General features: G+C 71.1%; 14 protein-coding genes. 12 read left to right on the top strand and 2 right to left on the bottom strand.

Features of this window, described 5'->3' with window-relative positions; genetic code table 11:
• Positions 1-40: 40 nt before the first annotated feature.
• Genes miaB through dapF form a run of 3 tightly spaced genes read left to right on the top strand, consistent with a single transcriptional unit; the run spans position 41 to position 3558 of the window.
• On the top strand, positions 41-1702 hold the full coding sequence (miaB, locus tag AC3A3H_RS06445) for a tRNA (N6-isopentenyl adenosine(37)-C2)-methylthiotransferase MiaB (RefSeq protein ID WP_487613724.1): 1662 nt from the start codon (positions 41-43) through the stop codon (positions 1700-1702).
• Positions 1699-2670, top strand: a complete 972-nt coding sequence (miaA, locus tag AC3A3H_RS06440) for a tRNA (adenosine(37)-N6)-dimethylallyltransferase MiaA (RefSeq protein ID WP_487613800.1) — start codon at positions 1699-1701, stop codon at positions 2668-2670. Before miaB ends, miaA begins: the two co-directional genes overlap by 4 nt.
• A 9-nt stretch (positions 2671-2679) precedes the next feature.
• A complete protein-coding gene (gene dapF, locus AC3A3H_RS06435; protein ID WP_487613723.1) occupies positions 2680-3558 on the top strand; it encodes a diaminopimelate epimerase in 879 nt (292 codons plus the stop codon).
• 85 nt (positions 3559-3643) lie between these two features.
• Here dapF and AC3A3H_RS06430 read toward each other — a convergent pair whose 3' ends face one another.
• Positions 3644-4261, bottom strand: a complete 618-nt coding sequence (locus AC3A3H_RS06430) for a class I SAM-dependent methyltransferase (RefSeq protein ID WP_487613722.1) — start codon at positions 4259-4261, stop codon at positions 3644-3646.
• A gap of 89 nt (positions 4262-4350) precedes the next feature.
• Here AC3A3H_RS06430 and hflX point away from each other — a divergent pair, with 89 nt between their 5' ends.
• The 4 genes from hflX (at position 4351) to AC3A3H_RS06410 (ending at position 9935) form a co-directional block, all read left to right on the top strand.
• Positions 4351-5886 (top strand): GTPase HflX, encoded by a 1536-nt coding sequence (gene hflX, locus AC3A3H_RS06425; protein ID WP_487613721.1) that lies wholly within the window; start codon positions 4351-4353, stop codon positions 5884-5886.
• 227 nt (positions 5887-6113) lie between these two features.
• Positions 6114-7145, top strand: coding sequence for a methylenetetrahydrofolate reductase (locus tag AC3A3H_RS06420; RefSeq protein ID WP_487613720.1), 1032 nt, complete (start codon positions 6114-6116; stop codon positions 7143-7145).
• Positions 7142-9496: a 5-methyltetrahydropteroyltriglutamate--homocysteine S-methyltransferase gene (gene metE / locus AC3A3H_RS06415; RefSeq protein WP_487613719.1), complete on the top strand. Its 2355-nt coding sequence runs from the start codon at positions 7142-7144 to the stop codon at positions 9494-9496. Before AC3A3H_RS06420 ends, metE begins: the two co-directional genes overlap by 4 nt.
• An 88-nt stretch (positions 9497-9584) precedes the next feature.
• Positions 9585-9935, top strand: coding sequence for a metallopeptidase family protein (locus AC3A3H_RS06410; protein WP_487613718.1), 351 nt, complete (start codon positions 9585-9587; stop codon positions 9933-9935).
• A 6-nt stretch (positions 9936-9941) separates the two neighbouring features.
• Here the strand turns inward: AC3A3H_RS06410 and lexA are convergent, their stop codons facing one another.
• Positions 9942-10610 (bottom strand): transcriptional repressor LexA, encoded by a 669-nt coding sequence (lexA, locus tag AC3A3H_RS06405; RefSeq protein WP_487613717.1) that lies wholly within the window; start codon positions 10608-10610, stop codon positions 9942-9944.
• A 233-nt stretch (positions 10611-10843) separates the two neighbouring features.
• On the opposite strand from lexA, the gene AC3A3H_RS06400 reads away from it, so the two are divergent.
• The 5 genes from AC3A3H_RS06400 (at position 10844) to priA (ending at position 14635) form a co-directional block, all read left to right on the top strand.
• The gene (locus tag AC3A3H_RS06400; protein WP_487613716.1) at positions 10844-11242 is read left to right on the top strand and encodes a LysM peptidoglycan-binding domain-containing protein; all 399 of its coding nucleotides are present in this window, start codon (positions 10844-10846) and stop codon (positions 11240-11242) included.
• A 234-nt stretch (positions 11243-11476) separates the two neighbouring features.
• Complete coding sequence (locus tag AC3A3H_RS06395; RefSeq protein ID WP_487613715.1) at positions 11477-12601, top strand: histidinol-phosphate transaminase; 1125 nt, start codon at positions 11477-11479, stop codon at positions 12599-12601.
• The gene (gene hisB, locus AC3A3H_RS06390) at positions 12598-13200 is read left to right on the top strand and encodes an imidazoleglycerol-phosphate dehydratase HisB (protein ID WP_487613714.1); all 603 of its coding nucleotides are present in this window, start codon (positions 12598-12600) and stop codon (positions 13198-13200) included. Before AC3A3H_RS06395 ends, hisB begins: the two co-directional genes overlap by 4 nt.
• Positions 13197-13829, top strand: coding sequence for an imidazole glycerol phosphate synthase subunit HisH (gene hisH, locus AC3A3H_RS06385; protein WP_487613713.1), 633 nt, complete (start codon positions 13197-13199; stop codon positions 13827-13829). Before hisB ends, hisH begins: the two co-directional genes overlap by 4 nt.
• 59 nt (positions 13830-13888) lie before the next feature.
• A complete protein-coding gene (gene priA / locus AC3A3H_RS06380) occupies positions 13889-14635 on the top strand; it encodes a bifunctional 1-(5-phosphoribosyl)-5-((5-phosphoribosylamino)methylideneamino)imidazole-4-carboxamide isomerase/phosphoribosylanthranilate isomerase PriA (RefSeq protein ID WP_487613712.1) in 747 nt (248 codons plus the stop codon).
• Positions 14636-14711 lie beyond the last annotated feature (76 nt).

Below are 14711 nucleotides of genomic sequence, written 5' to 3'. Positions count from 1 at the left end.
TTCGATTCCGGTCCCGGTCGAACGTAGAATCGTACGCATTATGAGCACCATCGAGTCGAGCACCGTCAAGCGTCGCGTCGAGCTGAGTAGCGCCGAGCCGAGCACCGCCGAGCAGGGCCACGTCTTCGAGCCGTCGCCGGCCGCCCTGACGGAGGACGGCCGTCCCCGGACCTACGAGGTGCGCACCTTCGGCTGCCAGATGAACGTGCACGACTCCGAACGACTCAGCGGCTCGCTCGAGGCCGCCGGCTACGTCCCGGCCGACGGCGCCGAGGCGGACATCGTCGTGATCAACACCTGCGCGGTCCGCGAGAACGCTGACAACAAGCTCTACGGCAACCTCGGTCACCTCGCCGGCGTGAAGCGTCGCCACGCGGGCATGCAGATCGCGGTCGGCGGCTGCCTGGCCCAGAAGGACAAGAACGTCATTCTCGAGAAGGCGCCGTGGGTCGACGTGGTGTTCGGCACGCACAACATGGGCTCGCTGCCCGGTCTGCTCGAACGCGCGCGGCACAACGACGCCGCGGAGATCGAGATCCTGGAGTCGCTCGAGACCTTCCCGTCCACCCTGCCGACGAAGCGCGACTCGTCCTACTCGGGCTGGGTGTCCATCTCGGTCGGCTGCAACAACACCTGCACCTTCTGCATCGTCCCGTCGCTGCGCGGCAAGGAGAAGGACCGCCGCCCGGGGGACATCCTCGCGGAGATCGGCACCCTGGTCGAAGACGGCGCCATCGAGGTCACCCTGCTCGGCCAGAACGTCAACTCCTACGGCGTCGAGTTCGGCGACCGGCAGGCGTTCAGCAAGCTGCTGCGCGCGGCCGGTCAGATCGAGGGCCTGGAGCGCATCCGCTTCACCAGCCCGCACCCGGCGGCCTTCACCGACGATGTGATCGACGCGATGGCCGAGACGCCGAACGTCATGCCGCAATTGCACATGCCGCTGCAGTCCGGCTCCGACCGCATCCTGCGCTCCATGCGCCGGTCCTACCGCTCGGAGAAGTTCCTCGGCATCCTCGACCGCGTGCGCGCGAAGCTGCCGGACGCGGCGATCAGCACGGACATCATCGTCGGATTCCCCGGCGAGACCGAGGAGGACTTCCTGGAGACGATGCGCGTCGTCGAGCAGGCGCGGTTCGCCTCGGCGTTCACGTTCCAGTACTCGATCCGCCCCGGCACGCCCGCGGCCGACATGGCCGACCAGGTGCCGAAGGAGGTCGTGCAGGACCGGTACGACCGCCTGATCGCCCTCCAGGAGCGCATCTCGCTGGAAGAGAACGAACGCCTGATCGGCCGTGAGGTCGAGCTGCTGGTGGCCAACGGGGAGGGCCGCAAGGACGCCGACACCCACCGGCTGAGCGGCCGCGCCCGCGACAGCCGTCTGGTGCACTTCGAGCTGCCGGCCGGCTCGGACGTCCCGCGCCCGGGCGATGTCGTCACGGTGCGGATCACGCAGGCGGCCCCGCACTACCTGATCGCGGACAGCGCCGACGGCGCACCACTCGGCATCCGCCGCACGCGCGCGGGCGACGCCTGGGACCGCGCAGAGGCCGAGTCGTGCGCGATCCCGGCGCACGGCGACACCGCGCAGTCGGCCGGCCCCGTGTCGCTCGGCCTGCCCACGCTGCGCCCCCGCGCCCCGTTGACCTCCCCGGGCGTCGGGACGATGCCCATCTACGACCCGTCGGACGGCCAGCGCTGAGCGCGATCGGCGGAGCCGGCGCGAACGACGCCACCACCCCCGTCATCGCGATCGTCGGCGCCACCGGCACCGGCAAGACCGAGCTCTCCCTCGCCCTCGCCGAAGCCCTCCGGGACGAGGGCCGTGCCGCCGAGATCGTGAACGCGGACGCGATGCAGCTCTACCGGGGGATGGACATCGGCACGGCCAAGCTGCCTCCGGCCGAGTGGCGGGGTGTGCCGCACCACCTGTTCGACGTGCTCGACGTCACCGATGAGGCGACCGTCGCGCGGTATCAGCCCGAGGCGCGGCGCATCGTCGACGACATCCTCGGGCGCGGGGCGACGCCCATCCTCGTCGGCGGGTCGGGGCTCTACGTGTCCAGCGTCATCTTCGACTTCCGGTTCCCGGGGACCGACCCGGAGCTCCGGTCGCGGCTGGAGGCCGAGCTCGCCGCGCAGGGGCCGGGGATGCTGTTCCGCCGCCTCGCTGCGCTCGACCCGGAGGCCGCGCAGCGGATCGGGCCGTCGAACGGGCGGCGGATCGTCCGCGCGCTCGAAGTCGCCGAACTGACCGGGGAGTCGGTGAGCGGCGCCCTCCCGGCCGAGCAGCAGCACTGGCGGCCGACCGTCGTGCTCGGTCTTGCCGCGCCGCGCGACGAGCTCGTCCGACGTCTCGACCAGCGGGTCGAGCGGATGTGGCGGGACGGCCTCCCCGACGAGGTGCGCGGCCTGATCCCGCTCGGCCTGGAGGACGGGGTGACCGCGCGCCGGGCGATCGGCTACGCGCAGGCGCTCGCCGAGGTGAAGGGCGAGCTGACCCGCGACGAGGCGATCGCGGCCACGCAGCAGCTCACCCGGCGGTACGCGCGCCGGCAGGTGAGCTGGTTCAAGCGCTACGCCGGCATCCACTGGCTCGACTACGACGACCCGGAGCTCACCGCGACCGCCCTGAGCAGCGTCGCACGCGATGCTGCGGGCGGCCGATAGGCTGGGGCGATGGCGACGCTCCACTTCACCAAGGGTCAGGGGACCGGCAACGACTTCGTGCTCTATTCCGACCCCGACGGTCGCTTGCCGCTCACCCCGCAGCAGATCGCGGCGATCTGCGACCGGCACTTCGGGATCGGCGCCGATGGTGTGATCCGCGCCGTCCGCTCGACGCACCTGCCGGAGGGCGCCGAGGCGCTCGCGGAGGACAACGGCGCCGAGTGGTTCATGGACTACTACAACGCGGACGGCTCGGTCGCCGAGATGTGCGGCAACGGCATCCGCGTGTACGTGCGCTACCTGCTGGAGTCCGGTCTCGCCGAGCTCGCGGACGGCGACACCCTCCCGATCGGCACCCGGTCGGGAGTGCGCGACGTCCAGCGCAACCTCACCGGGTTCCAGGTCGACCTCGGCCGCTGGAGCCTCGACGGCGGCGAGCCGCTGGTCCGCGCCAAGGAGCTGCCGGTCGCGCGCCCGGGCCTCGGCATCGACATGGGCAACCCGCACGTGGTCGTCGCGGTCGCCGACGAGTCCGAGCTGGAGGCCGCCGATCTCACCTACATCCCGCACATCGAGCCGGAGCCCGAGGACGGCGCGAACGTCGAGTTCGTCGTGCCGGGGGACCCGCTGGTGCGCGACGGCGTCGGCCGGATCCGGATGCGCGTGCACGAGCGCGGGAGCGGCGAGACCCTCTCGTGCGGCACCGGCGCCGCGGCCGCAGCGCTCGCGGTGCGGCACTGGGCCGGCTCCGGTGCGCCCGACCAGTGGCGGGTGGAGGTGCCGGGCGGCACGGTGGGCGTGCGGATGTTCCCGACGGAGGACGGCGAGCACGTCGCACTCTCCGGCCCGGCTGAGCTCGTCTACACGGGCACGCTCGAGCTCGCCTGACCAGACGAGCACGCTCGACCGACCGAACTCGACCGACCGAACTCGACCGACCGAACTCGACCGAACGAACTCGTCAGTCCGCCGCTCAGTCCTCGGCAGCCCGCCGCGTGCGCAGCACCCGGTACCCCTTGGAGATCGCGGCCCGCGTCGTGGTCAGCTCCGGCATCGTCGCCTGGATCCAGCGCTGCAGCGAGTCGCTGCCGAGGTTGCGCTGCACGACGAGCCAGGCGTCGGAACCCGGCTCCAGTCGGGGCAGCCAGCGCTGCAGGATGTCGTGCAGCTCGTTCTTGCCGACGCGGATGGGCGGATTGGACCAGATCGTGGTGAATTCCACCGACTCGGGAACATCATCGGGCGTCACGGGGTTAACATTTGTGAGACCGAGCTTCTGCGCATTCCGGCGCACCACGTCCAAGGCTCGGGTGTTGACGTCGACCGCCCAGACGGTCGCATGAGGGGATTCGAGAGCAAGTGTGAGAGCCAGAGGCCCCCAGCCGCAGCCGAGGTCGAGGAACTGACCGCCGGGCGGCGCGGAGGGGACATGGTCGAGGAGCACTCGCGTACCCATATCGATGCGCTCGGGGCTGAAGATCCCGTTCGCCGTCACCAGTTCGTACGTCTGGCCCGCCAGGCGTGCGGTGAACGGCCGCAGGTTCAATTCGCTCTCGGGAGCGGGTGAGAAGTAGTGATCTCCGCTGGCCATATAGAGGACCGTACAGGACGCGGACCCGCAGACAAACACAGCAGAACAGACAGACTAGGGTGTACCCCACCTGGATCAGGGGACAGTGAATGACCGAACGAACAGATTTCGAAGAACAGACCGCCGAAGCCACCATCGACCGCACCGCCGACGACGTGGTCGCGCGCGTGCTCGCCACCCAGCAGAACCGCGCCACCGTGACGCTGTTCGGCTCCGGAGCGCAGGCGCTGCAGTCCGACGACACCGACGGCGACGGCCACGACGGCGAGCAGTTCGAGCGCGAGGAGCGCGCGGCTCTCCGCCGCGTCTCCGGGCTCTCCACCGAGCTCGAGGATGTCACGGAGGTCGAGTACCGGCAGCTCCGCCTGGAGAACGTCGTGCTCATCGGCGTCTACTCGCAGGGCACGCTGCAGGACGCGGAGAACTCGCTGCGCGAGCTCGCCGCCCTCGCCGAGACCGCGGGCGCCGCGGTGCTCGACGGCCTCCTGCAGCGGCGGCCGCATCCCGACCCCAGCACCTACCTCGGCCGCGGCAAGGCCGAGGAGCTGGCGGGGGTCGTCCGGGCGCTCGGTGCGGACACCGTCATCGCCGACACCGAGCTCGCGCCCAGCCAGCGGCGCGCGCTGGAGGACGTGGTGAAGGTGAAGGTGATCGACCGCACGGCCGTCATCCTCGACATCTTCAGCCAGCACGCCAAGAGCCGTGAGGGCAAGGCGCAGGTCGAGCTCGCGCAGCTCGAGTACCTGCTGCCGCGCCTGCGCGGCTGGGGCGAGTCGATGTCCCGCCAGGCCGGTGGCCAGGTGGGCGGCGCGGGAGCCGGCATGGGCTCGCGTGGACCGGGTGAGACGAAGATCGAACTCGATCGCCGTCGCATCCACTCGCGGATGGCGAAGCTGCGCAAGCAGATCGCGGGCTTCAAGCCCGCGCGCGAGGCGAAGCGGGCGAACCGCAACCGCAACTCCGTGCCGTCGGTGGCGATCGCCGGGTACACGAACGCGGGCAAGTCCAGCCTCCTGAACCGGGTGACCAAGGCGGGCGTGCTCGTCGAGAACGCCCTGTTCGCGACGCTGGACGCGACCGTGCGCCGATCGGTGACCGCCGACGGCCGCCTGTATACGCTCGCCGACACCGTCGGGTTCGTGCGCAACCTGCCGCACCAGCTCGTGGAGGCCTTCCGCTCGACGCTGGAGGAGGTCGCCGACTCCGACGTCATCCTGCACGTCGTCGACGGCTCGCACCCGGACCCGGCGTCGCAGCTCGCGACGGTCCGCGACGTGATCGGGGAGGTCGGCGCCAGGGACATCCCGGAGATCGTGGTGTTCAACAAGGCCGACCTCATCCCTGCCGACGACCGGCTCGTCCTGCGCGGGCTGGAGCCCGGTGCGATCTTCGCGTCGGCGCGCACCGGGGAGGGCATCGACGAGGTGCTCGCCGCCATCGCGCGCCTGCTGCCGGACCCATCGGTGGAGGTGGAGCTGGTCGTGCCGTACGACCGCGGCGACCTCGTCTCCGCTCTGCACGAGCGCGGCCGGGTGCTGTCGACCGAGTACGTGGAGGACGGGACGCGTGTGCGCGCGCGGATCATGCCCGAGTATCAGTCCGTGTTCGAGCCGTTCGCGGTGTAGCAGCGCACGGCGCCCTCCGGAGGCCGGGCGGAGCCCTCTGTGTCACAAGATGACGCAGTGGGTTCCGCTCGGCCTCCGTCGTTGTTACTGTGCCTACACAACCGAAGCGGGCGACCGCTGACGTGGTGCGACAGCCGAGCCCGGCACCCGCCCGCCCCCTCCCGTTCGACAGCTGCGGCCGTCGGCGAGCGAGGGCGCCCGTGACGCTGATCGACACCCGAGGGACCATGGACTGTACCGACGCGCGGTTCTCGTTCGAGCTCTACCCGCCGCGCAACGAACGTGCCGCCGCCGCATTGCCGGCGACGATCGACCGCCTGGCCGCCGCCGGCCCCGAGTTCATCTCGGTGACCTACGGCGCGAACGGCTCGTCGCGCTCGTCGTCCCTCGACGTGCTGCGCTACATCCTCGAGCACACCGACGTAAGCCCGATGGCGCACCTCACCTGCGTCGGCTCGACGCACTCCGAGGCCAACCGCCTGATCCGGGAGTTCCTGGACGCCGGGATCCGGCGCTTCCTGGCGATCCGCGGCGACCCGCCCGCGGGGCTGGAGCCGGGGGACGAAGGACTCGGCGACATCAAGAGCTCGTCCGAGCTCGTGCAGCTCATCCACCGGGTGCAGGCCGAGCGCGTCCCGTACGACGCGCTCCCCGTGCCCGGGCTGCGCGCGGAGGCGGTGCTCTCGCACCGCGAGCACGTCCAGATCGCGGTCGCGGCCTTCCCGCACGGCCACCCGTCCCGCACGGTGTCGCAGGACATCGACGCGCTGCTGGCGAAGCAGGCGGCCGGAGCCAACCTCGGGATCACCCAGCTCTTCTTCCACGCCGAGGACTACCTGTCGTTCGCGCAGAAGGCCAGGGAGGCCGGCGTGACGTTCCCGATCCTGCCCGGGATCATGCCGGTCACCTCGCCCGCGCGGCTCGCCCGGATGCTGGAGCTCAGCGGCGAGGATCTCCCGAGCGACCTCGCCATCCAGCTCGAGGTCGAGCCGGACGACGAAGGCCGGCGCGAGATCGGCATCGAATGGACGGCGCGGCTGGCTCAGCGCCTGCTCGACGGCGGCGCCCCCGGCATCCACCTCTACACGTTCAACCAGCACACGGCCGTGCTCCAGGTGCTCGAACGGGTGGGGCTGGTGGAGGCCGCACCGACCGCCGCCGACACCCCTGAGACCTCCGCGACCTTCGCTACTCCACTGACCGCACTGTCCACACTGACCACCTCCGCCACCTCGCAGAAAGCAGGCGACCCCGCATGACCGACACCACCTCCGCACGCTCCGCCTTCCCGGTGGGTACCATCATCGGCTACCCCCGCATCGGCCGGCGCCGCGAGCTCAAGAAGGCCGTCGAGGCGTTCTGGGCCGGCGCCAGCACCGCCGACGAGCTGGAGGCCACCGCCGCCCAGCTGCGCGCCACCACCCGCGAGCGGCTCGCCGCGCTCGGCCTCGGCCGCGCCGACGCCGCCATCCCGGAGAGCTTCAGCTTCTACGACCAGGTCCTCGACGCCGCCGTGACCGTCGGCGCGATCCCGTCGCGGTTCGCCGGGCTCGCCTCGGCCGACGGGTCGGTCGACCTCGCGGGCTACTTCACCATCGCACGCGGCGAGGGCGACAAGGCCCCGCTGGAGATGACCAAGTGGTTCGACTCCAACTACCACTACCTGGTGCCGGAGATCGGCCCGGAGACCGCGTTCCGGCTCGCCTCCGACCGCATCGTGCGCGAGTTCGAGGAGGCGAAGGCCGCCGGCTTCGTCACCCGCCCGGCGATCGTCGGCCCGGTGACCTTCCTCCTGCTGAGCAAGGCGAGCGACGAGGCGCCGGAGGGCTTCCGCCCGCTGTCGCGGCTCGGCGACCTGCTCCCGGTCTACCGCGAGCTGCTCGCCCGCCTCGCCGCCGCAGGCGCGCCGTGGGTGCAGCTCGACGAGCCCGCGCTCGTCTCCGAGAGCATCGAGGAGCCCCGCACCGAGGTGCTGGAGGCCACCCGCGCCGCCTACGCGGAGCTGGCCGGAGCCGCCGAGCGGCCGGCGATCTTCGTCGCCGCCCCGTACGGCAGCCTCGGCGACGCCCTCCCCGTGCTCGCCCTGTCGCCCGTGGAGGCGATCTCGCTCGACCTGGTGCGGGGCGGGATCCCGGCCGGGCTCGACGCCGCGACGCGCAGCGCGCTGGGCGGCAAGACCCTCGTCGGCGGCGTGATCGACGGCCACAACATCTGGCGCGGCGACCTGGAGGCCGCCTTCGGCATGCTCACCGAGCTGCTGTCGCTGAGCGCCGACGTCGCCGTGTCGACCTCCACCTCGCTGCAGCACGTCCCGCACGACGTCGAGGACGAGCCGGACCTCGACGCCCGCCTGAAGACCTGGCTCGCGTTCGCCGACCAGAAGGTCGGCCAGGTCGCCGTGCTCGCGCGCGGCATCGTCGACGGACACGAGGCCATCCAGGACGAGCTCACCGCGGCGACCGCGGCGCTCGCCGACCGCGCCGCCGCTCCTGGCGTGCGCGTGGACGCCGTGCGGGCCCGCGAGGCCGCGCTCACCCGGGCGGACTTCCGCCGCGGCGAGTACAGCGCGCGCCAGGCCGCCCAGGATGAGGCGCTGCACCTGCCGTTCCTGCCGACGACCACCATCGGCTCCTTCCCGCAGACCGCCGACATCCGCCGCTCCCGCGCCCAGCTCGCCAAGGGCGTCATCGACGAGGCCGAGTACCTCGGGCGCATGCAGGCCGAGATCAAGCGCGTGGTCGACCTCCAGGAGGAGATCGGCATCGACGTCATCGTGCACGGCGAGCCCGAGCGCAACGACATGGTGCAGTACTTCGCCGAGAACCTGGACGGCTTCGCGGTCACCCAGAACGGCTGGGTGCAGTCGTACGGCTCGCGCTGCACGCGCCCGTCCATCCTGTGGGGCGACGTGTCCCGCCCGAAGCCGATCACCGTCGACTGGTCGACCTACACCCAGACGCTTACCGAGAAGCCGGTCAAGGGCATGCTGACCGGACCGGTCACCATCCTCGCCTGGTCGTTCGTGCGCGACGACCAGCCGCTCGGCGAGACCGCGCGCCAGGTCGCCCTGGCCCTGCGCGACGAGATCGCCGACCTGGAGGCCGCGGGCATCCGCGTCGTGCAGGTGGACGAGCCGGCGCTGCGCGAGCTGCTGCCGCTGAAGCGGGCGGACCAGTCGGACTACCTGGAGTGGTCGGTGGGCTCGTTCCGGCTCGCGACCTCCGGGGTGGAGGACGCGACGCAGATCCACACCCACCTCTGCTACTCGGAGTTCGGCGTGGTCATCGACGCGATCCGCAACCTCGACGCGGACGTGACCAGCATCGAGGCCGCCCGCAGCCGGATGGAGGTCGTCCACGACATCCAGCGCTCCGGCTTCGAGCACGGCATCGGCCCGGGCGTCTACGACATCCACTCGCCGCGCGTGCCCTCGGTCGCCGAGGTGACCGAGCTGCTGGAGACGGCGCTCAGCGCCATCCCGGGCCGTCAGCTCTGGGTGAACCCGGACTGCGGGCTCAAGACCCGCGGCTACGACGAGACGGTCGCGTCGCTGCGCAACATCATCGCGGCGACCCGCGACGTGCGGGAGCGGGCGGGCGTCACGGCCTGACCCGTCGATACGGCCGAGGCCGGGCGCCCGGTTCCGCTCTCCGCGGATCCGGGCACCCGGCCTCGCGTGCGTCCTGCATGATGGGCGCATGGTGCGCATCCCGGACGACGACTTCGAGACCCTGGTCGACGAGGTGTTCGACGGTCTGCCGGACGACATGGTGCGGCCGCTGGAGAACGTGGCGATCATCATCCAGGACCAGCCGCCCGGCGCACGACCGCGCCTGTACGGCCTCTACACCGGGCATCCGCTGACGCGCCGCGGCGTCTACGGGTTCGGCGAGCTGCCGGACCGGATCACGCTGTTCCGCAACAACCTCGAGGCGTCGTGCGAGACGGTCGAGCAGCTCCGCGAGCGCGTGCGTGTCACGCTCGTCCACGAGATCGGCCATTACTTCGGCCTCGACGACGCCCGCCTCCAGGAGCTCGGCTGGGCTTGACCGCCCTCAGACGGCGCGGAGGACCGCGACGACCTTGCCGAGGATGGTGGAGTAGTCGCCGAGGATCGGCTCGAAGTTCGAGTTGCGGGGGAGCAGCCAGGTGTGGCCGTCGCGCTGGCGGAACACCTTGACGGTGGCCTCCTCGTCGAGCATGGCCGCCACGATGTCGCCGTTCTCCGCCGTGTTCTGCGTGCGGACGACGACCCAGTCGCCGTCGCAGATCGCGGCGTCGATCATCGACTCGCCGACCACCTTGAGCATGAAGAGCTCGCCGTTGCCCACCAGCTGGCGGGGGAGCGGGAAGACCTCCTCCACCTGCTGCTCAGCGGTGATCGGGACGCCCGCGGCGATGCGGCCGACGAGCGGGACCATGGCGGCGTCGCCGACCGGGGTCTGGCTCTCGAAGTCGGGGGTGGCCGAAGGGACGTCGATGAGGATCTCGAGCGCGCGCGGCCGGTTCGGGTCGCGGCGCAGGTAGCCGCTCAGCTCCAGCTGGTTGAGCTGGTGGGTGACGGACGAGAGGCTGGAGAGGCCGACGGCGTCGCCGATCTCGCGCATGCTCGGCGGATAGCCCCGCTGGCTCACCGACCGCTGGATGACGTCGAGGATGGCGAGCTGTTTCTCGCTGAGGTTCTTGCGGCGCCGCGTGCGCGGAGCCTGATTCTCGTTCGACACGCTCGTCCCTTCGTGGCCGTCGCCGTCACCCGGAGGAACCGAATGTCGGTGGTGCCTGGTTGTCTTTCCTCCAGACAATCGAAACTGTATCCACAGTACGGCTGCCCGACAAACATGTGTTCGAGTGTGTCTCGAAATTCATGCGGGTTTTTTCACCCGGACGAGGATTGCGGTCTCGAACATTCGAAGATATATTCGGAACATGGCTTCGACCGAAGCCGTTGGAGGTCACGATGAGCACAGCAGTGATGAGCACAGCAGTGATGCACCACGTTGGGATGAACAACGTCGAGGTGAGTGGCGCACAGGCCGCTGGGCGTGTGCGGCTTCGGCTGACCCGGCGCGGGCGGTTCGTGCTGACGATGCTCGCGGCACTGCCGATCGTGATCGGGGCGTTCGTGTTCGCGCTCAACGGCGGCGGCGCGGCTGCGACCGGTGAGCAGACGCACGCGACGTTCCATTACGTGACCGTGCAGTCGGGTGACTCGCTGTGGTCGGTCGCCTCGCGACTGGCGCCCAAGGCCGATCCGCGTGACGTGATCGCCGACCTGGTGAACCTCAACGGTCTGTCGTCCGCCGTGGTCACGCCCGGCCAGCAGCTGGCGATCCCGGCACAGTACGACGCGAAGTAGGGGGGCGGGCGCCGTTGGTGCTTCGCCGCCAGGACCACCCCGCGGCGACGGCGCCGCCACCTCCTCGATGCACTCGCCTTCAGGAGAAACGGCACGACATGCCCCACGATCTCCTGCGGTTGGGGGTTCGGCAGGAGATTTGGGTGGGTTCTCCTTTCTGCGGGAGGGGGCGCGGCGGGTGCAGCGGGGCGTCATACGGCGGGAGCGTTCAGCGGCGCTGGTTAGCATTGAGAGGTGACCTCTCTCTCCGATCTTCCGATCCGTGATGACTTGCGCGGTCGCACCCCGTACGGGGCGCCGCAGAAGGTCGTGCCCGTCGCGTTGAACGTGAACGAGAACACACATCCCGTTCCGGAGGACGTCGCCGCCGACATCGTTGCTCGGGTCGCCGTCGCGGTGACAGGGGTGAACCGCTACCCGGATCGCGAATTCACCGAGCTGCGGGAGGCGTTCGCCCGCTACCTCGGGCACGGGCTGACGGCCGAGCAGCTCTGGGCCGCCAACGGGTCCAACGAGGTGCTGCAGCACATCCTGCAGGCGTTCGGCGGACCGGGACGCAGCCTGCTCGGGTTCGCGCCCACCTACTCCATGTACCCGCTGCTCGCCTCCGGAACCGGCACGAGCTGGATCGCGGCCGGTCGGGATGCGGACTTCGAGCTGTCGCCGGAGACCGCGGCGGCCGCGGTGCGCGAGCACGATCCGGACATCGTGATCCTGTGCTCACCGAACAACCCGACCGGGACTCCGCTCTCGCTCGAGACGATCGAGGCCGTCTACGCTGCCGCGCGCGGCATCGTGATCGTGGACGAGGCGTACGCGGAGTTCATGCCGGAGGGGGAGCGGTCGGCGCTCACGCTGCTCCCGGGCCGCGAGCGGCTGCTGATCTCCCGGACCATGAGCAAGGCGTTCGCGTTCGCGGGGGCCCGCGTCGGCTACCTGGCCGCCGACCCCGCCGTGGTCGACGCGCTGCGCCTGGTGCGGTTGCCGTACCACCTGTCCGCGCTGACCCAGGCCGCCGCGCTCGGCGCGCTCGCGCACGCGGACGAGATGCTCGCGATGGTCGGCGAGATCCGCGCGCAGCGCGACCGCCTGGTGGTGGAGCTCGCCGAGCTCGGCTACCTGCCGCACCGCAGCGGCAGCAACTTCGTCCTGTTCGGCGGCGTCGACGACCCGCATGCGGTCTTCGAGGCACTGCTGGAGCGCGGGGTGCTCATCCGCGACGTCGGCATCCCGCACCACCTGCGTGTCACCGCCGGCACCGAGACCGAGACGACCGCGTTCCTGGAGGCCCTGCGCGCGCTCGGCCGGCCGGCCGGAGCCGTGGCGGCCGGCGCGCAGTCGGTAAGCTCGCAGTCATGACGAATCGGACCGCCCAGCTTCAGCGCGCGACCAGCGAGTCGAGCATCGAGCTCAGCCTCGACCTCGACGGCACCGCTGCGTCCGACATCCACACCTCGGTGCCTTTCTACGACCACCTGCTGACCGCGTTCGCCAAGCACTCGCTCACCGACCTGACGGTGCGAGCGAGCGGCGACACCGACATCGACGTGCACCACACGGTGGAGGACGTCGCGATCGTCCTCGGCCAGGCCATCAAGAAGGCGCTCGGCGACAAGGCCGGCATCTCCCGCTACGGCGACGCGCTGGTCCCGCTCGACGAGGCGCTCGTGCAGGCCGTGGTAGACATCTCCGGCCGTCCGTACCTCGTGCACGGCGGCGAGCCGGCCGGGTTCGAGTTCCACCTGATCGGCGGGCACTTCACCGGGTCGATGGTGCGGCACGTCTTCGAGGCGATCGCGTTCAACGCCGGGCTCACCGTGCACGTCACGGTGGTGGGCGGCCGCGACCCGCACCACATCGCGGAGGCCGAGTTCAAGGCGTTCGCGCGCGCGTTCCGGCAGGCGAAGGCGCTCGATCCGCTGGTGTCCGGCATCCCGTCGACCAAGGGCGCGCTGTGACCGCACCCGACGTCGTCGTCTTCGACTACGGAACCGGCAACGTGCACTCCGCGGTCAAAGCGCTGGAGGCCGCCGGCGCGAACGTCGAGCTGACGGGCAACCGCCGGCGCGCGCAGGAGGCCGACGGCCTCCTGGTGCCCGGCGTCGGCGCGTTCGCCGCGGTGATCGACGCGCTGCGCCGCTCGCACGGCGACGAGGTCATCGACCGGCGGCTGGCGGGCGGGCGCCCGGTGCTCGGGATCTGCGTCGGCATGCAGGTGCTGTTCGAGCGCGGCGTCGAGCACGGCATCGAGAGCGAGGGGCTCGGCGAATGGCCGGGCACGGTCGACCTGCTGCACGCCGACGTCGTCCCGCACATGGGCTGGAACACCGTCGAGGCGCCGCAGGACTCCGTGCTGTTCGACGGCATCCACGACGAGCGCTTCTACTTCGTCCACTCGTACGCGGCACAGGACTGGACGCTCGAGGCCACCGGGCCGTTCCCGCGTCCGCGGGTGACCTGGGCCGAGCACGGCTCGCGCTTCGTCGCGGCGGCGGAGAACGGGCCGCTCAGCGCCACCCAGTTCCACCCCGAGAAGTCCGGCGAGGCCGGGCTGAAGCTGCTGCGCAACTGGATCGGCTCGCTCTAGCGGCCACCCCACCGTCCGCCCTGCGGACCCGAACGACCCCGATCGAGGAACACACACCGATGACCGAATTCACCACCACGCCCAGACTCGTCCTGCTGCCCGCGGTCGACGTCGCCGACGGCAAGGCCGTGCGGCTGACGCAGGGCGAGGCCGGCAGCGAGACCAGCTACGGCGACCCCGTCGACGCCGCCGCCGAATGGGTGGACGCCGGCGCCGAGTGGATCCACCTGGTCGACCTCGACGCCGCGTTCGGCCGGGGCGACAACCGCGACCTTCTCAAGAAGGTCATCCGCCAGACCAAGGGCGTCAACATCGAGCTCTCCGGCGGCATCCGCGACGACGCGTCCCTGGAGCACGCCCTGGAGATCGGCGCGACCCGTGTCAACCTCGGCACTGCGGCGCTCGAGAACCCGGAGTGGGCGGCGAACGTCATCGGCCGCTACGGCGAGGCGATCGCGGTCGGCCTCGACGTGCGCGGCACGACGCTCGCGGCGCGCGGCTGGACGCGCGACGGCGGCGACCTCTGGCAGGTGCTGGAGCGGCTCGAGGAGGCCGGCTGCGCACGTTACGTGGTCACGGACGTGACCAAGGACGGCACGCTCAGGGGCCCGAACCTGGACCTGCTGCGCCAGGTGATGGCGAAGACCGAGCGCCCGGTGGTGGCCTCCGGCGGCATCTCGAGCCTCGACGACATCGCCGCGCTGCGCGAGCTGGTGCCGCTGGGGCTGGAGGGCGCGATCGTCGGCAAGGCGCTTTACTCCGGCGCGTTCACCCTGCCCGAGGCGCTGGATGTCGCCGGCGACTGAGCCCGAGGACGGCGGCCCGGGCGGCGCCGAGCAGGCCGGCGCCGAGCAGGCCGGCGCCGAGCAGGCCGGCGCCGAG

This window comes from Leifsonia sp. Soil_N53 (genome assembly GCF_057655165.1).
This window is presented reverse-complemented; position numbering and strand designations above follow the sequence as displayed.